Raw genomic sequence first — 19,221 nt, 5'->3', positions numbered from 1 at the left:
TGCTCAGACACCTTCCGTTGCTTTCTCGGTCCTGGTCAGGATCGAGTCGATCCGGCGCAGGGCCGGCTGGGTCGCCTGATGCAGACGGTCCAGGTCCAGGCCCTCGTCGCCGAGGACGACCATCAGCGCGTTGTCGCCGACGGCGTACAGAGCGGCGCAGCCGTGGCTGCCGTAGGTCACCGTCCGGCGCAGGGTGCCGCGTTCCGCGGCCTGGGCGGTGCGCCGGGCGAGTCCGAGGCCGGCGGCGGCGAGGGCGGCGAGGCTCTCCGGTTCGATGGAGTCGGCGGTGTCGGCGGCGATCAGCAGTCCGTCGGCGGCCGCGACCGCGGTATCGGTGATTCCGGTCACCTGTTCACGCAGACCGCGCATTTCCCGCGCCAGCGCTTCGTGGTCCATGTCTTCAACTCCCCTATTGCTGTTCACATCTGTTCGTCCGACTCATTTGGCAGTTCCGTTCCTCAGGCGGAAGAACCATTTCCAGCTCGCCGCGGACCTTTCCGGGGCGAGCACTTCGGCGATGCCACTGGCGCCCGGTTCACGGCGGGGCAGGGCGTCGGGGGTGGGGGGCGTCGGGGGCGTGGGGGGCCTGAGGGGAGGTTCGACCGGCTCCGGCTCGCGGGGGCGGACGCCGGCGCCGTCGGGGGGCGGGTGGATCCGGACCACCGGCTCGGATGCCGCGGCGCACACCAGAAGACCGTCACCAAGCATCCGGGCCACCTCGACGGTGACGGTGTAGACACTCCGCCCGGTGCGAAAGGCGAGGTCGCGGGCGGTGCTGCGGCCGTCGGCGTGGGCGAGCAGATCGCGTTGGAGCGCGGTGGGCAGGCCCTCCGGCTCAGGGCCGGGCAGGGGGCGTTCGCGGTCGGGGTGCACGGGGCGGGGCAGCGCTTCGAGGGCGGCGAGCTTGCGTGCCGTGTCCTGAAGCAGACGTCCCGGGGGCTCGCCGACCGCGACCGGCGCGAAGGGGCCGTTACGGGAGCTGCGCCGACAGTCGTCCACCCGGCCCGCGGCGATGGCGAACGCGGCGTCGTGCAGCGCCATCACACAGACCACCCGCAGTTGGGCATCGCCCGCGTAGCCCTGGGCGACGAGCCCGGCCGCGGGCCAGCGCGCCCCGCCCGACTCCCGTACCAGCGCGGACCACTGCTCGCCGCTGATCCGGCCGGAGCGCAGCAGCAGCGCCTCGGGGCCGGGCGCGCCGGGCGACTCGGCGGCGACGACGAGTCCGTCCCTGAAGTGGACGGTGCCGCCCGGCCTGCCGGCGACCCGCAGCGCCCCCGTGAAGCCGTCGCGCCCACACGCGGCCAGGGCCCGTGCCAGGTGGTGGTAGCCCGACATCACTCCCCTTGGCCTCTCGCACATACGCCTCACGCGTAGCGCTGAGGGGGGAATGTTTATCAGCCGGTAGGCATATTCCGGCCCCGGATTCCCGACCTGCCTCTAGTTGACGGAAGTTGATATCCCAGTCTGTTCAAATCGCTTTGTTCGGGGCTCATTTGATCGAATACTCTTGCGCCTCTTGATCATTCCCCGCCGTCCACCACACGCACGGGCAGAGGCCGCAGCGCCTCGCGCAGAGCCGCCGCCAACTCCTGGTACTCCGCGCCGCGGGCCGCGCCCGTGCGCATGGCGAGGGCGATCCGGCGGGTGGGGGCCGGGTCGGAGAAGCAGCCGGTCAGCAGCTGGTTGCTGCGGGTCGTCTCGACCTTGACGGCGGTGCGCGGCAGCAGGGTGACGCCGAGTCCGCCCGCGACGAGCTGGACCAGCGTGGACAGACCGGCCGCCGTGGTGGTGACGGGGGCGTCCTCGCGGCCCGCTTCCCGGCAGATGTCGAGGGCCTGGTCGCGCAGACAGTGCCCCTCGTCCAGGAGCAGCAGATTCAGCTCCTTCAGCGCCTGGCGCGGAATGCCCTCCCGGCCGCCGAGCGCGTGGTCCAACGGGGTGACCAGCACGAAGTCCTCGTCGAACAGCGGGAGTTCGGTGATTCCGGGCACGCCGAGCGGGACGGCGAGCAGCAGCAGGTCGAGGCGGCCGGTCTGCAGTCCGTCGGCGAGGCTCGCGGTCTGTTCCTCGTGGACCTGAAGGTCGAGGTCCGGGTAGCGGTCGTGGACCAGCCGCAGGACGGTCGGCAGCAGATAGGGCGCGACGGTCGGGATGACCCCGAGCCGGAGCACCCCGGTGAAGGGCGCCCGTACCGCCTCCGCCTCCTCCAACAGCGCGCCCACCTCGTCCAGTACGGCCTTCGCCCGTACGGCGAGCCGCTCGCCGGCCTCGGAGAGCAGCACCTTGCGGGTCGTACGCTCGAGGAGGGTGACGCCGAGCGTCTCCTCCAGCGCGGCGACGGCGCCGGACAGCGCGGGCTGGCTCATGCCGATGGCGGCGGCCGCGTCCCGGAAGTGCAGATGCTCCGCGACGGCCGCGAAGGCCCGCAGCTGGGCCAGACTGGGCAGCCGCTTCTTGGCACCCGCATTACCCACAGTCACCGATAACCGCCTCCGATCAACTTGACCGAGTATAGCGATTTATCTAATCAATGCACCTTGTGCCAGCATCGGGCCCGTCCAACCCATGGGAAGCGTCCGCGATCCGGACGCTTCTTCGCTGCAAGGAGAGCGTGTGCTCACTGTTGGTGACAAGTTCCCCGAGTTCGAACTGACCGCCTGTGTCTCGCTGGAGAAGGGCAAGGAGTTCGAGCAGATCCACCACAAGTCCTACGAGGGCAAGTGGCTCGTGGCTTTTGCGTGGCCCAAGGACTTCACTTTCGTGTGCCCGACCGAGATCGCCGCGTTCGGCAAGCTGAACGAGGAGTTCGCCGACCGCGACGCGCAGATCCTCGGCTTCTCCGGTGACTCCGAGTTCGTCCACCACGCCTGGCGCAAGGACCACCCGGACCTGACCGACCTGCCGTTCCCGATGCTGGCCGACTCCAAGCACGAGCTGATGCGCGACCTCGGCATCGAGGGCGAGGACGGCTTCGCGCAGCGCGCCGTCTTCATGGTGGACCCGAACCGCGAGATCCAGTTCACGATGGTCACCGCCGGCTCCGTCGGCCGTAACCCCAAGGAGGTCCTGCGGGTCCTCGACGCGCTGCAGACCGACGAGCTCTGCCCGTGCAACTGGAGCAAGGGCGACGAGACCCTGGACGCGGTCAAGCTGCTGGCCGGGGAGTGACCTGAGATGTCGCTCGACTCCCTCAAGTCCGCCGTCCCGGACTACGCCAAGGACCTGAAGCTCAACCTGGGCTCGGTCATCGGCAACTCCGACCTCCCGGCTCAGCAGCTGTGGGGCACCGTGCTGGCGACCGCCATCGCCTCGCGCTCCCCGATCGTGCTGCGCGAACTGGAGCCGGAGGCGAAGGCGAACCTGACGCCGGAGGCGTACACGGCCGCCAAGTCGGCCGCCGCCATCATGGCGATGAACAACGTCTTCTACCGCACCCGCCATCTGCTGTCGGACCACGAGTACGGCACGATGCGCGCGGGTCTGCGGATGAACGTCATCGGCAACCCCGGTGTCGACAAGGTCGACTTCGAGCTGTGGTCCTTCGCGGTCTCCGCCATCAACGGCTGCGGCATGTGCCTCGACTCGCACGAGCAGGTGCTGCGCAAGGCCGGCATCGAGCGCGAGGTCGTCCAGGAGGCGTTCAAGATCGCGTCCGTGATCCAGGCGGTCGGTGTGACCCTGGAGACGGAAGCGGTGCTCTCCGCGTAAACCGCCTTACTGCCGGCCCTGTTCACTTCGGTGGACAGGGCCTTCGGCGTTCTGGGCGTACGCCTTCAGATAACCCACCACCGTGTTCGTCACCGCCACCAGCGGTACGGCCACCACCGCGCCGCCGATGCCCGCGACCAGGCCGCCCGCCGCGACCGAGAGGACCACGGCCAGCGGGTGGACCCGGACCGCGCGGCCCAGGATGAACGGCTGGAGGATGTGGCCCTCGATCTGCTGGACCGCAAGCACCACCGCCAGCGTCATCACCGCCGTGAACACGCCCTGCGTCACCAGCGCGACCACGACCGCCAGCGCGCCGGAGGCCACCGCGCCCACGAGCGGGATGAAGGAGAACAGGAAGATGAAGACGGCCAGCGGGACGGCCATCGGCACATCCAGGAAGTAGATGCCGATACCGATGAAGATGGCGTCGATCAACGCCACGATCACCGTGCCGCGCACATACGCCGTCAGCGTGCGCCAGGCCGCCGGACCGGCCCCGGCCACCCCCGGCCGCGCCGCAGCCGGCACCAGCTTCAGCGCCCACTCCCAGATGCGCTTGCCGTCGTAGAGGAGGAAGAGCGTCGAGAAGGCGGCCAGCAGGATGCCGGTCAGCGCCTCGACGATGACCGTGACACCCTCCAGGCCCGCCGAGGTGATCTCGTCGGTGTTGGCGCCGATGGTGTCGCGCAGATTCTCGGCGATGTCGTTGATCTGCTTGTCGGTGACGTGGAAGGGGCTGTCCAGCAGCCAGTTGCGCAGCTCGTCGATGCCGTCCTGGACCTGGTCGGAGAGGTTGTCGATGTTCTCCATCACCTGCCAGGTGACAAACCAGCCCATCAGGCCCATCACGACGAAGCCCAGGATCGCGGTGAGCGCGGTCGCAAGGCCCCGCGGGACGCCGTAGCGACGCAGCCGGGCCACGGTCGGCTGGAGCAGCGCCGTCATCAACAGCGCGGCCACGAACGCCAGCACCACCAGCTGTACGGCGCTGATGACCCGCATCAGCACCCACACGGTGCCGGCCAGCACCAGCAGCCGCCATCCGGCCTCGGCGGCGACCCGCACACCCCACGGCACGGCCAGCGCGGGATCCGGCCGCGCCGGAGCGGCGGGCGCGGGATCGGGGGGCGGCGGCACCTTGTCGGTGGGCGGCGGTGTCGGCGCGGACGCGGACGCAGGCGGTGACGCGGGCGTCGGCAGGGAGTCGTCGCTCTCGCGCTCCACCTCCGCGCGGCGCTGGTCCAACCGCTCGCCCATCCGCGTCAGTCGGGCCCCGAGCCGACCGAGCCACCCTGGCACTCGCGACATGATCCGTCCTCTTCCCCCGTCTTTCCCCACCACTCCCCCCGGAGTCGTCCGGTCCGACCGTACATGGCAAAGCCCCCCACCAAAGACGGTGAGGGGCTGAGCAAGGTTGAGCGGTGAACCTAGTACCAGTGGTTCGCCTGCCAGAACGACCAGGCGTCACAGGGACTGCCGTACCGCTCGTTCATGTAGTTGAGGCCCCACTTGATCTGGGTCGCCGGGTTCGTCTGCCAGTCCGAGCCGGCGGAGGCGTACTTGCCGGCCGGGAGGGCCTGGAAGAGTCCGTACGCGCCGGAGGAGGGGTTCACGGCCTTGTAGTTCCAGCTGGACTCGTGGTCCACGATGTTGCTGAAACACTGGTACTGGCCGGACGGCACCATCGACTGCGCCATCGCCTGGATCTGCGCGATGCTGTACGAGCTCTGCACAGGGAAGCTGGACGAGGACCGGGAGGCCTTCGCCTCGGCCTCTTCGCGCTCCTTGGCTTCCTCGGCAGCCTTGGCCGCCTTCTCGGCGGCCTCCTTCTTGTCGATCGCGGTCTGGGCGGCCGCCTTACGGGCGGCTGCCTCCGCGTCCTTCTTGGCGCTCGCGTCCGCGGCAATCGCCTGGACGTTCGCCTGCTGCGTCAGGGACGCGGTCTGCACCTGGGCCTGCTGGCCCGTGGGTATGTCCGCGAGGAGCGTTGCGTCGGCTGCCGTCGCTTCGGCGTCGTTGTTCTGCGCGGTGCTGCCCGAGGCAACGCCGACAACGCTTCCGACGGCGGTGACCGCGGTGGCCGAGACCACTGCGAATCCCCGGACCGAGATCCGGCTCACACGGTTTCCTTCCAGCATCGCCCGCTTCGGTGACCCTGGCGGACGCAATCGTGCCCCTGGCACTGGCCTCCCAACTGCGGGGTCACGGGAGGCACGGGCCCGGTGGGCAACTCCCTTGCGGGGAGCGCCGCGTGGTGCGCGGGCGGCATACGACGACGCTATGGAGTTAGCGGTGCTTCTCAAGTTGTGCCGTACCGCTGGGGGTACAGATGTGTCGTATGCGGGGCCTGACAGGAGTGAGACTCTGCCGCACCCGGACGCCGCAAGGCAATTCTGTGTTGCGTGTGAAAGCTCACATCTCGTTTGGCCCAGGGAGTTCTGAGAAACAGCAACACGCCAAGGCGCCGCCCAACTAGGCTCTAGGCCTTTGTCGGACGGCGCCAACTGACGGGTAGCTACCTCAAGTTGAGCACTCGGGGCACTTGGTTCAGATGTGCCCGTCCTCCAGCATTTCGGTCACAAGCGCCGCGATCTGGGACCTCTCGGACCGCGTCAGCGTGACATGCGCGAAGAGCGGATGCCCCTTCAGCTTCTCCACGACGGCGACGACACCGTCGTAGCGCCCGACCCGGAGGTTGTCCCGCTGGGCCACGTCATGGGTCAGAACCACCCGTGAATTCGCGCCGATTCGGGACAGAACGGTCAGCAGGACATTCCGTTCCAGCGACTGTGCCTCGTCCACGATCACAAACGCGTCGTGCAGCGAGCGCCCGCGGATATGGGTGAGCGGCAGGACCTCCAGCATCCCGCGCGCGGTGACCTCCTCGATGACCTCACGGCTGGTGACCGCGGACAGCGTGTCGAAGACCGCCTGTGCCCAGGGGCTCATCTTCTCGGCCTCGGAGCCGGGCAGATAGCCGAGTTCCTGCCCGCCCACCGCGTACAGCGGCCGGAAGACCATCACCTTCTGGTGCTGACGGCGCTCCAGGACCGCCTCGAGCCCGGCGCACAGCGCCAGCGCCGACTTGCCGGTGCCGGCCCGGCCGCCCATCGACACGATCCCCACATCCGGATCGAGCAGCAGGTCGAGCGCGATCCGTTGCTCGGCGCTGCGCCCCTTGATGCCGAACGCTTCCCGATCGCCCCGCACCAGACGGACGTTGCCCTCGGCCGTCACCCGGCCCAGCGCCTTGCCGCGCTCGGACTGGATGGTGAGCCCGGTGTGCACCGGCAGCTCCGCCGCCTCGGGCACATACGCGTGCCCCTCCTCGAAGAGGATGTCCACCTGCTCGCCGGGCAGGGTCAGTTCGGACATTCCGGTCCAGCCGGAGGCGTCCGTGATGGCGAGCTCGGCGCGGTACTCCTCGGCGAGGAGCCCGACGGACGAGGCCTTGATCCTCAGCGGGAGGTCCTTCGACACAACGGTGACGTCGAACCCCTCGGCCTGAAGATTGCGGGCGACCGCGAGGATGCGGGAGTCGTTGTCCCCCAGGCGGTAGCCGGACGGCAGAACGCTGGGGTCCGAGTGATTGAGCTCGACACGGACGGTCCCGCCCAGGTCCCCGATCGGGATGGGGGCGTCGAGGCGACCGTGCCGGACCCGGAAGTCGTCCAGCAGACGGAGCGCCTGCCGGGCGAAGTAGCCGAGTTCGGGATGGTGCCGCTTGGCCTCCAGCTCCGTGACCACGACGATGGGGAGCACGACTTCGTGCTCGTCGAAGCGGTTCAGGGCGTGCGGGTCGGCCAGCAGGACGCTGGTGTCGAGAACGTAGGTGCGCCGGTCGGGCTTGTGGCGCTTTGTGCTGGTCACCACGGAAGGACGTACCCCCTCGGAAGAGGTCGGGGAGCGACGGAGAGGAGCTGGACCGGTCGACGGCCGCATTGCACGGGCCGAGGACCGGCCCTCCGCTGCTTCGTCCGTGCGGTGACCGCACGATCGGGCTGGTGCAAAGGGCCTCCCGGGCGGACGGCCCCGTGCCGTCCGCTGAGATCCGACACCCGTGGTTCGGGCGTCGACCTGCTTGGCTTATGCCCTCGAACATGCGCTGCCATGCCAAGGCATATGACGGCGCGCTGGTGAACTCCTTGTTACTTCCGCCCCAAAGGGGGTGGCCGCATGACCTGTGGCTCAGCCGCCGTAACGGCGGTGGCGGGCGGCGTAGTCGCGCATGGCGCGCAGGAAGTCGACCTTGCGGAAGGCCGGCCAGAACACCTCACAGAAGTAGTACTCGGAGTGCGCCGTCTGCCACAGCATGAATCCGGACAACCGTTGTTCCCCGCTGGTACGGATCACCAGATCCGGGTCGGGCTGGGCGCCGGTGTAGAGATGGCGGCCGATCATCTCGACGTCGACGGAGTCGGCGAGCTTCTCGATCGAGGTGCCCTTGTCCGCCGCGTCGAGCAGCATCGAGCGCACCGCGTCGGCGATCTCCTGGCGTCCGCCGTAGCCGATGGCGACGTTGACGACTATGCCGTCGACGTGCGCGGTGGCCTGCTCGGCTTCCTTAAGGGTGCTCTGCATCTGCTGTGGCAGCAGATCGCGGGTGCCGACGTGGTGGACGCGCCAGCGACCGTCGGCGGCGAGGGTCTTCACGACGTCCTCGATGATCCCGAGCAGCGGGACCAGTTCCTCCTGCGGCCGGTCGAAGTTGTCCGTCGACAGCAGCCAGAGGGTGACGACCTCGACGTCCGTCTCGGAGCACCAGCCGAGGAACTCCTCGATCTTCTCGGCCCCGGCCCGGTGACCGTGCACGGTGGTGGAACCCGCGGCCTTCGCCCAGCGGCGATTGCCGTCCATGATGACGCCGATGTGCTTGGGCACCTGAGCGTGGTCCAGGTGACCTTCCACCCGGCGCGCGTACAGCCTGACCAGCAGGCCGCGCAGCTTGTCGCGCAGGTTCACGTGGTTGTCAGCCCCTCCGTACAAATCGGGCGGCCGCTGCCCCGGCCAGATTCCCGGGGGCGGTCCCTGCCCTGTGGCGGTCCGGGGCTGAGCCTACCCCCGGTGCCCGGAGCGGGGGTCAGCGGCTTCGGGGGCGGCTGAACCAGGGCCGTAGGAGCTCCCGGCCGCGAAGGCGTGGTGTTGGGGCGGTCCGAATGACATGTACCGGACTGTAGCCACGGGCTGTCCCCCTTCAGCCGCGGGCCGCCCCCCGGGGCAAAAGAAAACGGGCCGGTCCGTGGGGGGGAGACGGACCGGCCCGAGGGGGGGTTTCCACCATAACCCTTCGTAAGTGATGCTGCGCGCATTGGCGTGCCACAACTACTCTCCGAAATCGGGCGGCGACGCGGCGATGGGCGAGAGCGCGGCGTTTCGCAGGGGGCTCATGGCCGGAACACAGCGGATTCCCAGGGTGATCGGGCGGGATAAGAGGTGGACCGACCAGGTTTGACGGCCTTGCGACTCGTCCGCCCGTAACCCCCACGGGTGACCCGGGCAGCGAACGTCGGCTTGACGCCGAGACGGGGTCGTACGGCGACACACCCGCCGCAGGTGAGCACGGCACCGCGCAGCCCCCTCCACCGCGCGGTGCCGCCCGCGCAGCTTTGCTGGCGCGAATTACCTTGGTCTGAACTTACGTGAGTTGCAGATGAGACGCGAGCGACAAGCGATAACAATGTGGATAAGCCGTGAATCCTTGGATACATAGGGTGGAGCTGCCCGCCATGCCTTGATTGCCGCATTTGCTACGGCCATGCAGTCGCCGAAGAGGACGCAATCCGACCTACTTCCCCCCTACCGTCGCCCCATGACGGTGACGATCTCCTGGCAAGAGGCGAGCACACGGCGGCTCGAACGGCAGTTCCTGGCCAATCCCGCGTCGCAGGGCGCTTCGGGCTCTTTGGGAGCCGCCGCGGTCCCCGACATCGTCTCGACGATGCTCGGCGCACACGCCCAGGTCCTGTCCGCGGCCGAGCTGTCGATCGGCGTCCGGTCCTCCGGCCTGACGCGGGCGGACGTACGCACCGCGCTCTGGGACGACCGCTCGCTGGTGAAGACCCACGGCCCGCGTGGCACCGTACATCTGCTCCCCACCCGCGAACTCCCCCTGTGGACCGCCGCCCTGACCGCCATCCCCTCCGGCGCGGGCCCCTTCGCCCCCGACGTCCGGGTCACGGACGCCCAGGCCGAGGAGATCGTGGTGGCGATCGGGGACGCGCTGGACGGGGTGTACCTGACCATCGACGAGCTGGGCGAGGAGGTCGTGGCCCGCACCGGCCCCTGGGCAGGCGACCTGGTCATGCCGGCCTTCCAGGACATGTGGCCGCGCTGGCGACAGGTCATGCACCGGGCGGGCCAGGCGGGAGCGCTGTGCTTCGGCCCGAACCGAGGCCGGAAGGTGACGTACACCCGGCCACCGCACTTCGACCCACTCCCGCCCGCTGAGGCAATGGCCGAGCTCGTACGGCGCTACCTCCACGCATACGGCCCGTCCACGCCGCCCTACTTCGCCAAGTGGCTGGCGGCACCGGACGGTTGGGCCGCCCGGCTCTTCCGGGAAATGGCCGCCGAGGGAGCGATCGAGGAGGTCGACTTCGAGGGGGCGCCGGCGTGGGTGGTGGCGGGCGACACATCGTTCCCCTCATCGGGGTGGAAGGGGGTGCGGCTGCTGCCGTATTTCGACTCATACGTCATCGCCGCGCAGCCCCGGCAGTCGCTGTTCCCCGGGCGGGCGTACCGGAGGGCGCTGGCGGGTGGGCAGGCGGGGAATTATCCGGTGCTGCTGGTGGACGGGGTGGCGGCCGGGGTGTGGCACCAGCGCCGCCAGGGCCGGCGTACGACGGTGACCGTGGAGGCACTGGGGCGCTTGACCGCACGGCAGGAGCGGGAGTTGGACAAGCAGGTGCAGCGGGTGGGCGAAGTACTCGAAGTCCGGCCCGAGTTGGTGCGCGGCGAGGTGACGGTGGGCCCGCACGCCTAGGCGCAGCGCGGCTTACGGGCCTCGAAGAGATGGCGGGTGCTGTGGGCGACGAAGGGCCCCTCGTCCTGGATCCGCTGATACAGGGACCGGAGTTGAGGCTCGTAGGCCTCGACGGTGAAGCCGGGGACCATCCAGATCACCTTGCGCAGGAAGTGGACGACGGCCGCGATGTCGTGGAACTCCATGCGCAGTTCCTCGGCGCGCAGATCGACGATCTCCAGTCCGGCGGCCTCGGCGTCGGCGCGCTCTCTTTGCGGATGGCGGCCGTTGCGGACCTCGTCCGGCAGCGGGCCCAGGAAGTACTCGACGAGTTCGAAGACGCTGTGCGGCCCGACGTGCTGGGCGAAGTAGACGCCGCCGGGCGCGAGCACCCGGGTGATCTCCGTCCAGTGGGCCTGGACGGGGTGCCGGCTGGAGACGAGGTCGAAGGTGCCGTCGGCGAAGGGGAGCGGGTCCGGCTCGGGCGAGGCGACGACGGCGACGCCGCGCGGGGCGAGCAGAGCGGTGGCCTTGGCGACGTTGGGCGGCCAGCCCTCGGTGGCGACGGTGAGGAGGGGGGCCGTGGGCGCGCGTCGGAGGGCGCAGTCGAGCACTTCCCCTCCCCCGGTCTGGAGGTCGAGGGCGGCGCCGACCTCGGCACCGGCCAGCCGCTCGGCGAGCGAGACGGCGTACCCCCAACTGGGCCGCGCCTCGGTGGCCCGCCCCTCGAACCAGGAGAAGTCCCAGCCCTCGGTGGGCACGGCGACGCCTTCGGCGACGAGGTCGTCGAAGGAGCGGCTGCTGTGCTGATAGCGGCTGCTGTGCTGATGGCCCATGCCGGAATGATCGCAGCCACTGTCAGAGGCCGCTGCTAATTTTCGGCGGTATGACGAACCCTGAGACTCCGCATGCGCAGTACACGGCTGGTACCAAGGAAACGCTGCACGCCAGCCTGGACCGGATGCGGGACGCGGTGCTGTGGAAACTGGAGGGGTTGGACGACTCGGAACTCCGCCGCCCGCTGACCCCGTCGGGCACCAGCCTGCTGGGCCTGGTGAAGCATCTGGGCTCGGTGGAGTACGGCTGGTTCGTCTCGGCCTTCGGCGGCGAGGTCGAGCCGCTGTGGTTCGACCCGTACAGCGACGAGGACATGCGCGCGGACCAGGGCGAGACGACCCAGCAGATCATCGACTTCTACGGCCGCGCCCGCGCGGCGGCGGACCGCACGATCCGCGAACGGTCCCTGGACGACCTCGGCCGACCGGACTGGCGGGGCGAGGCCGTGTCCCTGCGGTGGGTGCTGGTCCACATGATCGAGGAGACGGCTCGGCATGCGGGGCACATGGACATCGTGCGGGAGCTGATCGACGGGGCGATGGGGGATCGACGGCCGGGGTCATGAGTGTTCGTGCCTGGGGAGTACGAGCATGATGTGCTCGTCGTCGCCGTGGGTGACGATGCCGGTGCGCTGGAAGCCGTGCTTCTCCAGGAGCCGGACGGAGGCGGTGTTGTCCTTGTAGGGATCGGCGTAAAGAGGACGAGTCGTCTCGCGCTCCAGAAAGAGCCCGAGGGCACGACTGCCGACACCGCGCCCCCAGTAGGACCGCCCGAGCCAGTAGCCGATGAACCGCCGGTCGCCGTCCCACCAGGAGACGAAGTTCCCGGCGACTTCTCCATTGACGATGACGGTCTGCACGAGATTTTCGGGATCCCCGAGAACCCGCTCCTCCCAGTGCCGCATAAAGCGGTCCCGAGGCCGAGGCTCGAAACGGGAGCGCCGGACGGCCTCGGGATCGTGCTCGAAGACGAGGAAGGTTTCGAGGTCGGCGTCGACGACGTCACGCAGCTGCACGATGTCGTCGCGCAAGTCATCGCTCACGTCGTCGCTCAAGTCGTCGCTCATGTCGGGGAGTGTGGCACCCGGCACTGACAACGCCGGTGCCTACGGGACGAGCGGCCGCACTTCCTCGGCAACGAACCGCACGAACCCCTCCGGGTCGGGCTCGTCCCCTGTCGGCTGAAGCACGACGGAATCGGCCCCGGCCTCCGCGAGCCGCTGAACGGCCTTGGCGACAGCACCGGCGTCCCCGGCGACACCGAGACCGGGAACGTCGGCGAGGCCTTCGTCGCTGAGCTCGTGACGCAGCCGTTCGGCGGCGCCGGGCCCGGTGGCGGCAAGGAGATAGACGACGACGCGATGCGGATCGGTACGCCCGGCAGCCGCCCGCCCTTCATCGATGAGCTGACGGGCCCGACGTACGTCATCAGGCGAGTTGGACGCGGTGAGCAGCGTCCCATCGGCGGCCTCACCGGAGAGCCGGAGGGAGCGGGGGCCGGTGACGCCGGCGATGACGGGAACGGGTTCTGCGGGGGGCCAGTCGAGCGCGACGTCATCGAGACGGACGTACCGCCCCTGCGTGGTGAGCCGTTCCCCGCGCAACAGGGCGCGCAGCGCAACGAGATGCTCACGCAGCAGCGTCACCGGCGACTCAACCCGAGCCCCCACCTGCCCCATCCACTCCTGCACCCCATGCCCTACGGCGAGGACAGGGCGCCCGGGGAACATCCGATGAAGCGTGGCGGCCTCCATGGCGGTGATGGCAACATTCCGCAACGGCACAGGCAAGAGCCCGACCCCAACCCGCACCCGCCCGGTCCAGGCCAGCGCGGCCGCAGCCGCGGAGATCCCGCCCTCCCTGAAACAGTCCTCCCAGAGCCAGAGCTCTTCGAGACCGGTCTCGTCGGCGAGCTCGGCGATGGATCGGAGGTGCTCGGGGGGTAGTTGGGGGCGGAAGACTGCGCCTAGTTGGGTCATGGGGGTGTTCCTACCCGGGGTGAGGCGGCCGGACAACGCAATTGTGGGCCGGGGGTTGGCCGAGGGGTTTCTCGAAACTGACCGTTTCGGCGATCTGCCGGAGGATCGCCCGGTACTCGGCGCGGCGGGCGACAGCGGTGGTGCCGAGGGTGAGCACAGCGAGCCGCTTGCAGTCGGGGTGGGGCAGATGAGCGCGGATCTGGAGGAGTGGCCGCGCCGGCAGGCCACGTGAATCGGCCGAGGGGACCGACGCCGACTCACTGAATGTCGCGGGCCCGCAAGGCAGCTCGACGTACTCGATACGAGCACCGTCGCTGCCGGACGTCACCGCGCGGGCCGCCAGCACGCCGCGCGGGACCGTGGCCGCCTCACGCCAGGAGACGGTGAGGAAGGACAACAGGGGATGCCGTTGGTCGTCCGTCTCCTCCCCCACGTCGTCGCGATGGAGGCCGATAGAGCAGTGCACCGTGCCGATCTCGCGCAGGGCGGCGAGCAGTTGCTGACCCGATGCGACGTGCGCGATGAACTGGAGGCGGACGTTTTCGTCCGGGGCCGAGTCGAGGAAGGGGGCGGCCGCGGTTCGCAGGGCGTGGGCTGCCTGGGAGTCGGGCTCGGGGAGCAGGGCGTCCAGAGGCAGGGGCATAAATCCGGGCGGTTCGGCGAACCACAGTTCCGCCTGCGGGTCTTCGGCGGAGTCGTCGACGACGATGGTGGGGGCCTTCATGGCTCCTGTCCGGCGGTAGTGGCGGCAGGCGCCGACTCGAGGAACCGGGCTCCGGCCCGGCGTGCGCGTTCGAGAGCGTCCGGGGTGACGTCGTCCCACTGCCTGCGCTCGGCACGCTGCTCGAAGGCGGACGGTCGATAGAGGAAGTGCAGCCGACGGGGAGCGGCGCCGCGTCGACCGTTGACCGCCACGACCCCCAGAAACCGCGGATCACCGGCAAACCACAGCGGCTCCAGCCGTGCCTTGAGTTCGGGCTTGGTACGGGGGCCGCCGATGTGTCGCAGCCACCAGTACGCGCGGTGATGCTTGACGAAGGTGAGCGGAATGCGCCTGCCCTCCGGACGGGCCGGATCCGGAAACTCGATCCACATCCCGCCGTCCTCGGCCTCGGGGTGCTCATCGAGGCCACGGGGGGTGTGGGTGAGGAGTTGCCAGGGGTAGTGCTGGAGGGTGCGGAGGGTTTGGAGGGCGGTGGGGAAGTAGCGGAGTTGGATTACGGCTCGGTAGAGGCCGTAGACGAAGTACGGCATGAAGATCCACACAGCCCAGTTGGGCGTGTGCGTGGAGATGCCGAGCAACGCGACCCAGCCGCCGATCCAACCAACGAGACCGACGACGTTCATGGCCATGTGACCCGTCCAGGAACGGCGAGTGGGGGGATGGTCCCAAGCCGTCGGGTACTCGACAGGATTCAAGAGATCGCTCCTTCGTCCGAGGAATCAGAAGACATGGCGGGCAAGGGCATAGATTCCGCCCGTATCAAGGAGGAGGCGCGATCCGTCGATACCCGCCACCGTGCCGTCCTTGACGCCGTCGTCCTCCGCATCCACCAGCTTGTTGTGAAGGCCGAAGCCGCCCGTCCCGACTCCGACCACTCCTGAGGTGCCCTGTACAGCGCGGGCCGCCTTCGCTGGATCGCTCAATCCCCGCACGGCCCTCAGCACCAGCGGGTTGTCCAGGTTCGCCACGGCCTTCGCCTCGTCCATGGTTTTCGTACCGACGAGGGCGAGCTTCTCTCCGAAGCTGACCGCCTCAGTGCTGCGAACGGCGGCCCGGATTCCCGTGAAAGCACCCTTGCCGACCGCCCCAAGACCCGGCAATGCCCCCGCCAGATCCGCCCCGACCGACACTGAGTTGCTCCAGAAATCGGCATCGAGTTCGCCGTATCGAATGCCGTCCCACAAGGATGCCCGCACTTCGGGATCACCGAGCCGTAGGGACAACGCCGTCAGACTGACCGCCGAAGACCCGAGCATCAGCAATCCCATCGTTGCGAGGCTCCACCCCATCGGCCCGGAAAGGAGGAGTACCGCCACGGCGATCGTGCCCGCCAGGAAACTAAGGACGTCCGGCAGGTTCTCGCCCAGCCAGTCGAGCGCGTCGTCGAACCATCCCGGCTCATGAGGCGCCAGCTTCTTCGTCGCGTCGCGGATCTTCTCGGCCCGGTGCTTGGCCTTGGCCTCATGCTCCTCCGCAAGTCTCCGCGCCCGCCCGAGGACTTTCTCCAGCTCCGACTGGGCGTCGTCGACATCCGCGTCCGTCCGCCCTTCCGCACGCTCCACCGCGGCCCGCGCATCCCGCGCGTCGTCCTCAAGCCGCTTGGCCCGCCGCTGAAAGTCGTCGAGTTCGGTCTCCCAGCGGGTGAGTTGGGTGACGGCCTTACGGAGCGAACGCGCGGCGTTCTTCAGATTCCGCGGAAGCGAACCGCCGTCGAGTTGCTCGCGGAAGGCGACCGCGGCGTCGCCCTTCCAGTAGCTGCCGTCCAGGAGCTTGGTGACGAGGGCGTGCGTGTCCTCCAGGACCTTCGCGCAGGCGGCAAGTTTCCGGTGCAGTTCCCGGACGGTCTCGGTGCTGCCGGGCACCGGGTTGAAACCCAGGTGGGGATAGTGGGAATGGGAAATGACGGGCGCCGACTTGAGGCCCTGCGGCTTGTCGAGGTCCGCACGGGACTGGGGGTCGAGGGCGGCACCGGTGTGTTCAGTGCCCGGGGCGAGGGTCACTTCCGGGCACCGCTTCCGCTGCCCGACCGAGCCTTCTTCAGTGCCTCCTCAAGGGCCTTGTCGACCTCCAGGTAGCTGTCCCGGCTCTTGCCGATGATCTCGGCGAGGTCCTCCGTCTGCTTGCCGATCTCCTCGGCCCCGTACTTCCAGTCCTCCTGGAAGTCCTCGCAGGCGCAGTCGAGATCGTCCGTGCCGAGACCGGTGACCGTCGAATCCAGCAGCGCCTTGCGAACGCCGTTGAGTGAACTGGTCGACTTCCTCAGCGAACTCATGAACCGAGTGAGCTCGTCACCATCAACGACCAGCCGTTCAGCCATCCCTCGTCCCCTCTCCCCGCACGTCAGGCACCGCATGGAGGAACGACGTGGCGCGCCATTCGTGGCGTGTACGGAAGTGCTCCCCTCTTTAGGGGGAGCACTTACCGGACAGAGAGAAGGGGGTTGGAGATCGTCAGCGGTTGACGGCCTGGATCTCCTGTACGACGACGTTCTGGGTGGCGCCGAAGGTGCCGTCGGGGAGGTCACCGCCGGCTCCGCCGCTGCCGGTCCACTCGATCTTCCAGGTGATGGTGGCCTGGAGGGGGTAGGTGCCGTCGCCGGAGGAACGGAGGTACTTCACTCCGCACGGCGGGGTCTGGTCGGCCTTGCCCTTGGCATACGGCTCACCGATACGGCCATTGTTGATCTCGCAGACACCGGAGGCCGGGTAGGTGACGGCGTCTCCTGTACCCGGCTCGATCTTCAGGGAGATCGGTTCCGCCGTCGCGGTCGCCTCAAGGTTCAGCACCGGCACGGACGCGGTGACGGAGACCGGCTTGAACTCGGCACCGTCCAGCCAAGTCCAGGTCGGGAGGTTGACCTTCGTGGCGTTCTCCGGAGCCAGAGTCACCTTGGTGCCGGGCACGCGGATCTCGGCGTAAGCGAGTTCGGCGAGGATCTCCGGGGTTACGGCGTTCTCGATGTCCGCGGGAGGAGCGTCGCCGGTGTCCACCCAGAAGTAGTCCGCCTCACAGGAATCCCAGCCCGGAGGGTAACTCTCATCGACGTACGAGCCCCACCAATAGCCCTTACCGGACTTGTCTTTGTTGAAGCCCTTCTCCTCGTCGCTGGCGTTGTACTTCTCCCGCTGCTCAGCGTCCCACTGATACCCCGTCGACTCCGCCTCCCAGATCGGCTCCAGATACTTCTGCAGCTGCTCAGGGGTGTACTTCGGGGCGTACCAGCAAGGAGGAGGCGACCAATTGGTCGACGAGGTCAGCGTGCCCGTGGAGTTGCCACTGCCGTTCTTCGAGTGGTCGAAGACAACACCCCCGGCGCTTACGGAGACAGTGTCGCCGTCTACGCCGGCGCCTTGTCCAGGCTGGCCGTCCGTGCCGCCACCAAAGCCCTTCTCCGCCTGGGCGGTGCCCGCCGCTGCCAGGACCAGGGCCATGGCTCCTGAGGCAAGGAACAGGTGTCTACGGATCAGGGCTGGCACTTCGCACTCCCCCTCTGCGAATTCAGGGTCTCGGTGACCCATACGCCGTTCTTGTTCTTGCGTAGCGTTCCCGCATAGACGACGTAGCTGTCCTCCGTCACCGGAGTGACATCGGTCTTGCCCGTCTCCAGGAACTTGTTGAACGCCTTGCTCTGGTCCTCGCAATACACGAGGGCAGCGGTGCCATCGTCCTTGATCGTCAGGCTCTCGTTGTAGTAACGGGTCACTCCCGTCGTACGGGCCTTGTGGTCGATGAACTCCTGGATGTACGACTGGCTCCCGGCCGCCGCGGTTCCCTCGGAGTAGAAGCGGTACGCCTCGTGCAGCGCATCCTGCTCGGCGATGGCCATGTCCACCGCCTTGATGCGCTGTTCAGCGTCGTTGAGTACGGCGTCCTTGTCCGGGTCGCCGCTCTTCTTCCACTCGAAGTCGTAGGTGACGTCCGACGGCAGCTTGATATCCGGACGCTCGGCGGAGGCCGAGGCTGACGCGCTCGGAGACGCCGATTTGTCGCCCCCTGTGTCTGCGCCCGCGATCTTGTCGTTGTCCTTGTTCTCGGAGCTGTCGTCGGACCCGCACGCGGACAGCGTCAGGGCCGCTGCGGCGGTCAGCGTGATCGCTGCGAGGAAGGTGGGGCGGCGGTTCACGGTCGGCTCCCGGTGAGGCGAGGCTTCTCTTGAGCGAAGCAACGCTATCCAGCCTGACGCGGCGACACCAGGGTGAAGGTTGTCAACTAGCGGGATGTATAAGCCGAAATCGCCCCTCGCCGATTGGATCGACCCGTAACGGTTGCATAACACGGCGGCCTGCTCGCCGGACCCATCGATGAGCAGGCCATTCCATTTATGAACATGCAAAGGAGAAATGCTGCCGGCGGGGACAGGCCCTCAGTAAGCGCGCAGCCATGCATGAGACCCATGGGGACGTGTCTCAGATGCGCCAGGGGGACGCGGCGCCCCAGTTCAAGGCCGACCCATGCTGAGCAGCGGCACCCTTTTCATCCTGGCTGAGGGCCCGACGAGGCGAGCAGCTCTTGGAGGTCTCGTACGAGGATGAGGTCGTAGCGGCCGAGGGCGGACAGGCTCTCGAAGATTCGTCGGGCCGCCGCCTCCTGGCGTCCCAGGTTCATGTCGAAGTCCCTGACGGTGAGCAGGGAGTCGTACCGCTCGAACGGCATGCCGTGGTCGTCCTCGTACTCGTGGCTGAACTCGACCTCGACCGCCGCATACCCCATGTTTCCCGCACGGTCGACGAACTCGGCCTGGGTTGGCTTCAGTTCGATGCCACAGGCTGTGGAGACGTCGTGGATGAGCTGTTCTCGCGGGAGTCCGGGTCGCATGAAGATGTAGTGATACTCACTCATACGAAACTCCCATACGCCCCTTCGCCCAGACTCCGCCAGGCAGCAGCGTTCTCGCCGGCCTCGATCTTCGGTGACAGTCGGGGTTGGGCACAGCAGCGCGAGTCGGTCGAGGACGGTGGCGATCTCTCTGGTGCGCGAAAGAAGCTGGACACGCTAAGCCCCCAGGAT

The 19,221-nt window shown here is 68.4% G+C and carries 21 protein-coding genes; 4 read left to right on the top strand and 17 right to left on the bottom strand.

The features are described from left to right. Nucleotides 1-3 precede the first annotated feature (3 nt). From OHT76_RS27795 to OHT76_RS27785, 3 genes are all read right to left on the bottom strand, one after another. A complete protein-coding gene (locus OHT76_RS27795; protein ID WP_328873587.1) occupies nt 4-396 on the bottom strand; it encodes a roadblock/LC7 domain-containing protein in 393 nt (130 codons plus the stop codon). Between the two features lie 42 nt (nt 397-438). Beyond that, complete coding sequence (locus OHT76_RS27790; protein ID WP_328873586.1) at nt 439-1,338, bottom strand: MarR family transcriptional regulator; 900 nt, start codon at nt 1,336-1,338, stop codon at nt 439-441. A 185-nt stretch (nt 1,339-1,523) separates the two neighbouring features. Continuing rightward, nucleotides 1,524-2,483 (bottom strand): LysR substrate-binding domain-containing protein, encoded by a 960-nt coding sequence (locus tag OHT76_RS27785; RefSeq protein ID WP_328873585.1) that lies wholly within the window; start codon nt 2,481-2,483, stop codon nt 1,524-1,526. Between the two features lie 133 nt (nt 2,484-2,616). Between OHT76_RS27785 and OHT76_RS27780 the strand changes: the two genes are divergently transcribed. Together OHT76_RS27780 and OHT76_RS27775 are read left to right on the top strand one after the other, a co-directional pair. Further along, nucleotides 2,617-3,171, top strand: coding sequence for a peroxiredoxin (locus tag OHT76_RS27780; protein ID WP_328873584.1), 555 nt, complete (start codon nt 2,617-2,619; stop codon nt 3,169-3,171). Between the two features lie 6 nt (nt 3,172-3,177). Further along, entirely contained in the window at nt 3,178-3,711 is a 534-nt protein-coding gene (locus OHT76_RS27775; RefSeq protein ID WP_269661401.1) for an alkyl hydroperoxide reductase, read from the top strand. A 6-nt stretch (nt 3,712-3,717) separates the two neighbouring features. On the opposite strand, the gene OHT76_RS27770 is transcribed toward OHT76_RS27775, so the two are convergent. From OHT76_RS27770 to OHT76_RS27755, 4 genes are all read right to left on the bottom strand, one after another. Then, nucleotides 3,718-5,022: an AI-2E family transporter gene (locus tag OHT76_RS27770; RefSeq protein ID WP_328873583.1), complete on the bottom strand. Its 1,305-nt coding sequence runs from the start codon at nt 5,020-5,022 to the stop codon at nt 3,718-3,720. A 119-nt stretch (nt 5,023-5,141) separates the two neighbouring features. After that, nucleotides 5,142-5,834 carry a transglycosylase SLT domain-containing protein gene (locus tag OHT76_RS27765; RefSeq protein ID WP_328873582.1) on the bottom strand — a complete coding sequence of 231 codons (693 nt, stop codon included), beginning with the start codon at nt 5,832-5,834 and terminating at the stop codon, nt 5,142-5,144. A 427-nt stretch (nt 5,835-6,261) separates the two neighbouring features. After that, the gene (locus OHT76_RS27760; RefSeq protein WP_328873581.1) at nt 6,262-7,587 is read right to left on the bottom strand and encodes a PhoH family protein; all 1,326 of its coding nucleotides are present in this window, start codon (nt 7,585-7,587) and stop codon (nt 6,262-6,264) included. 315 nt (nt 7,588-7,902) lie between these two features. Beyond that, complete coding sequence (locus tag OHT76_RS27755) at nt 7,903-8,676, bottom strand: isoprenyl transferase (RefSeq protein WP_328873580.1); 774 nt, start codon at nt 8,674-8,676, stop codon at nt 7,903-7,905. A gap of 847 nt (nt 8,677-9,523) precedes the next feature. Between OHT76_RS27755 and OHT76_RS27750 the strand changes: the two genes are divergently transcribed. Beyond that, nucleotides 9,524-10,696 carry a winged helix DNA-binding domain-containing protein gene (locus tag OHT76_RS27750; RefSeq protein ID WP_328873579.1) on the top strand — a complete coding sequence of 391 codons (1,173 nt, stop codon included), beginning with the start codon at nt 9,524-9,526 and terminating at the stop codon, nt 10,694-10,696. Here the strand turns inward: OHT76_RS27750 and OHT76_RS27745 are convergent. Next, nucleotides 10,693-11,511, bottom strand: a complete 819-nt coding sequence (locus tag OHT76_RS27745) for a class I SAM-dependent methyltransferase (protein WP_328873578.1) — start codon at nt 11,509-11,511, stop codon at nt 10,693-10,695. The two genes, OHT76_RS27750 and OHT76_RS27745, sit on opposite strands and share 4 nt — an antisense overlap. Before the next feature lie 50 nt (nt 11,512-11,561). Between OHT76_RS27745 and OHT76_RS27740 the strand changes: the two genes are divergently transcribed. After that, nucleotides 11,562-12,077: a DinB family protein gene (locus OHT76_RS27740; protein ID WP_328873577.1), complete on the top strand. Its 516-nt coding sequence runs from the start codon at nt 11,562-11,564 to the stop codon at nt 12,075-12,077. Here the strand turns inward: OHT76_RS27740 and OHT76_RS27735 are convergent. The 9 genes from OHT76_RS27735 to OHT76_RS27695 form a co-directional block, all read right to left on the bottom strand. After that, on the bottom strand, nt 12,072-12,578 hold the full coding sequence (locus tag OHT76_RS27735) for a GNAT family N-acetyltransferase (RefSeq protein ID WP_328873576.1): 507 nt from the start codon (nt 12,576-12,578) through the stop codon (nt 12,072-12,074). The genes OHT76_RS27740 and OHT76_RS27735 overlap by 6 nt on opposite strands. A 39-nt stretch (nt 12,579-12,617) precedes the next feature. Continuing rightward, the gene (locus tag OHT76_RS27730) at nt 12,618-13,490 is read right to left on the bottom strand and encodes an LLM class flavin-dependent oxidoreductase (protein WP_328873575.1); all 873 of its coding nucleotides are present in this window, start codon (nt 13,488-13,490) and stop codon (nt 12,618-12,620) included. 10 nt (nt 13,491-13,500) lie between these two features. Then, complete coding sequence (locus OHT76_RS27725) at nt 13,501-14,214, bottom strand: hypothetical protein (RefSeq protein ID WP_328873574.1); 714 nt, start codon at nt 14,212-14,214, stop codon at nt 13,501-13,503. After that, nucleotides 14,211-14,843: a hypothetical protein gene (locus tag OHT76_RS27720; protein WP_328873573.1), complete on the bottom strand. Its 633-nt coding sequence runs from the start codon at nt 14,841-14,843 to the stop codon at nt 14,211-14,213. Before OHT76_RS27720 ends, OHT76_RS27725 begins: the two co-directional genes overlap by 4 nt. Before the next feature lie 90 nt (nt 14,844-14,933). Beyond that, complete coding sequence (locus OHT76_RS27715; protein ID WP_328873572.1) at nt 14,934-16,214, bottom strand: putative T7SS-secreted protein; 1,281 nt, start codon at nt 16,212-16,214, stop codon at nt 14,934-14,936. Further along, complete coding sequence (locus tag OHT76_RS27710; protein ID WP_328873571.1) at nt 16,211-16,486, bottom strand: hypothetical protein; 276 nt, start codon at nt 16,484-16,486, stop codon at nt 16,211-16,213. The genes OHT76_RS27715 and OHT76_RS27710 overlap by 4 nt, the downstream gene beginning before the upstream one ends. Nucleotides 16,487-16,664: 178 nt before the next feature. Next, on the bottom strand, nt 16,665-17,645 hold the full coding sequence (locus tag OHT76_RS27705; RefSeq protein WP_328873570.1) for a hypothetical protein: 981 nt from the start codon (nt 17,643-17,645) through the stop codon (nt 16,665-16,667). 32 nt (nt 17,646-17,677) lie between these two features. After that, on the bottom strand, nt 17,678-18,337 hold the full coding sequence (locus OHT76_RS27700) for a hypothetical protein (RefSeq protein ID WP_328873569.1): 660 nt from the start codon (nt 18,335-18,337) through the stop codon (nt 17,678-17,680). Nucleotides 18,338-18,687: 350 nt separating this feature from the next. Then, nucleotides 18,688-19,053: a hypothetical protein gene (locus OHT76_RS27695; RefSeq protein WP_328873568.1), complete on the bottom strand. Its 366-nt coding sequence runs from the start codon at nt 19,051-19,053 to the stop codon at nt 18,688-18,690. Nucleotides 19,054-19,221: the final 168 nt, after the last annotated feature.

Origin of the sequence: Streptomyces sp. NBC_00287, from assembly GCF_036173105.1 — a bacterium.
In the GTDB taxonomy this organism is placed as follows: domain Bacteria; phylum Actinomycetota; class Actinomycetes; order Streptomycetales; family Streptomycetaceae; genus Streptomyces.
This window is presented reverse-complemented; position numbering and strand designations above follow the sequence as displayed.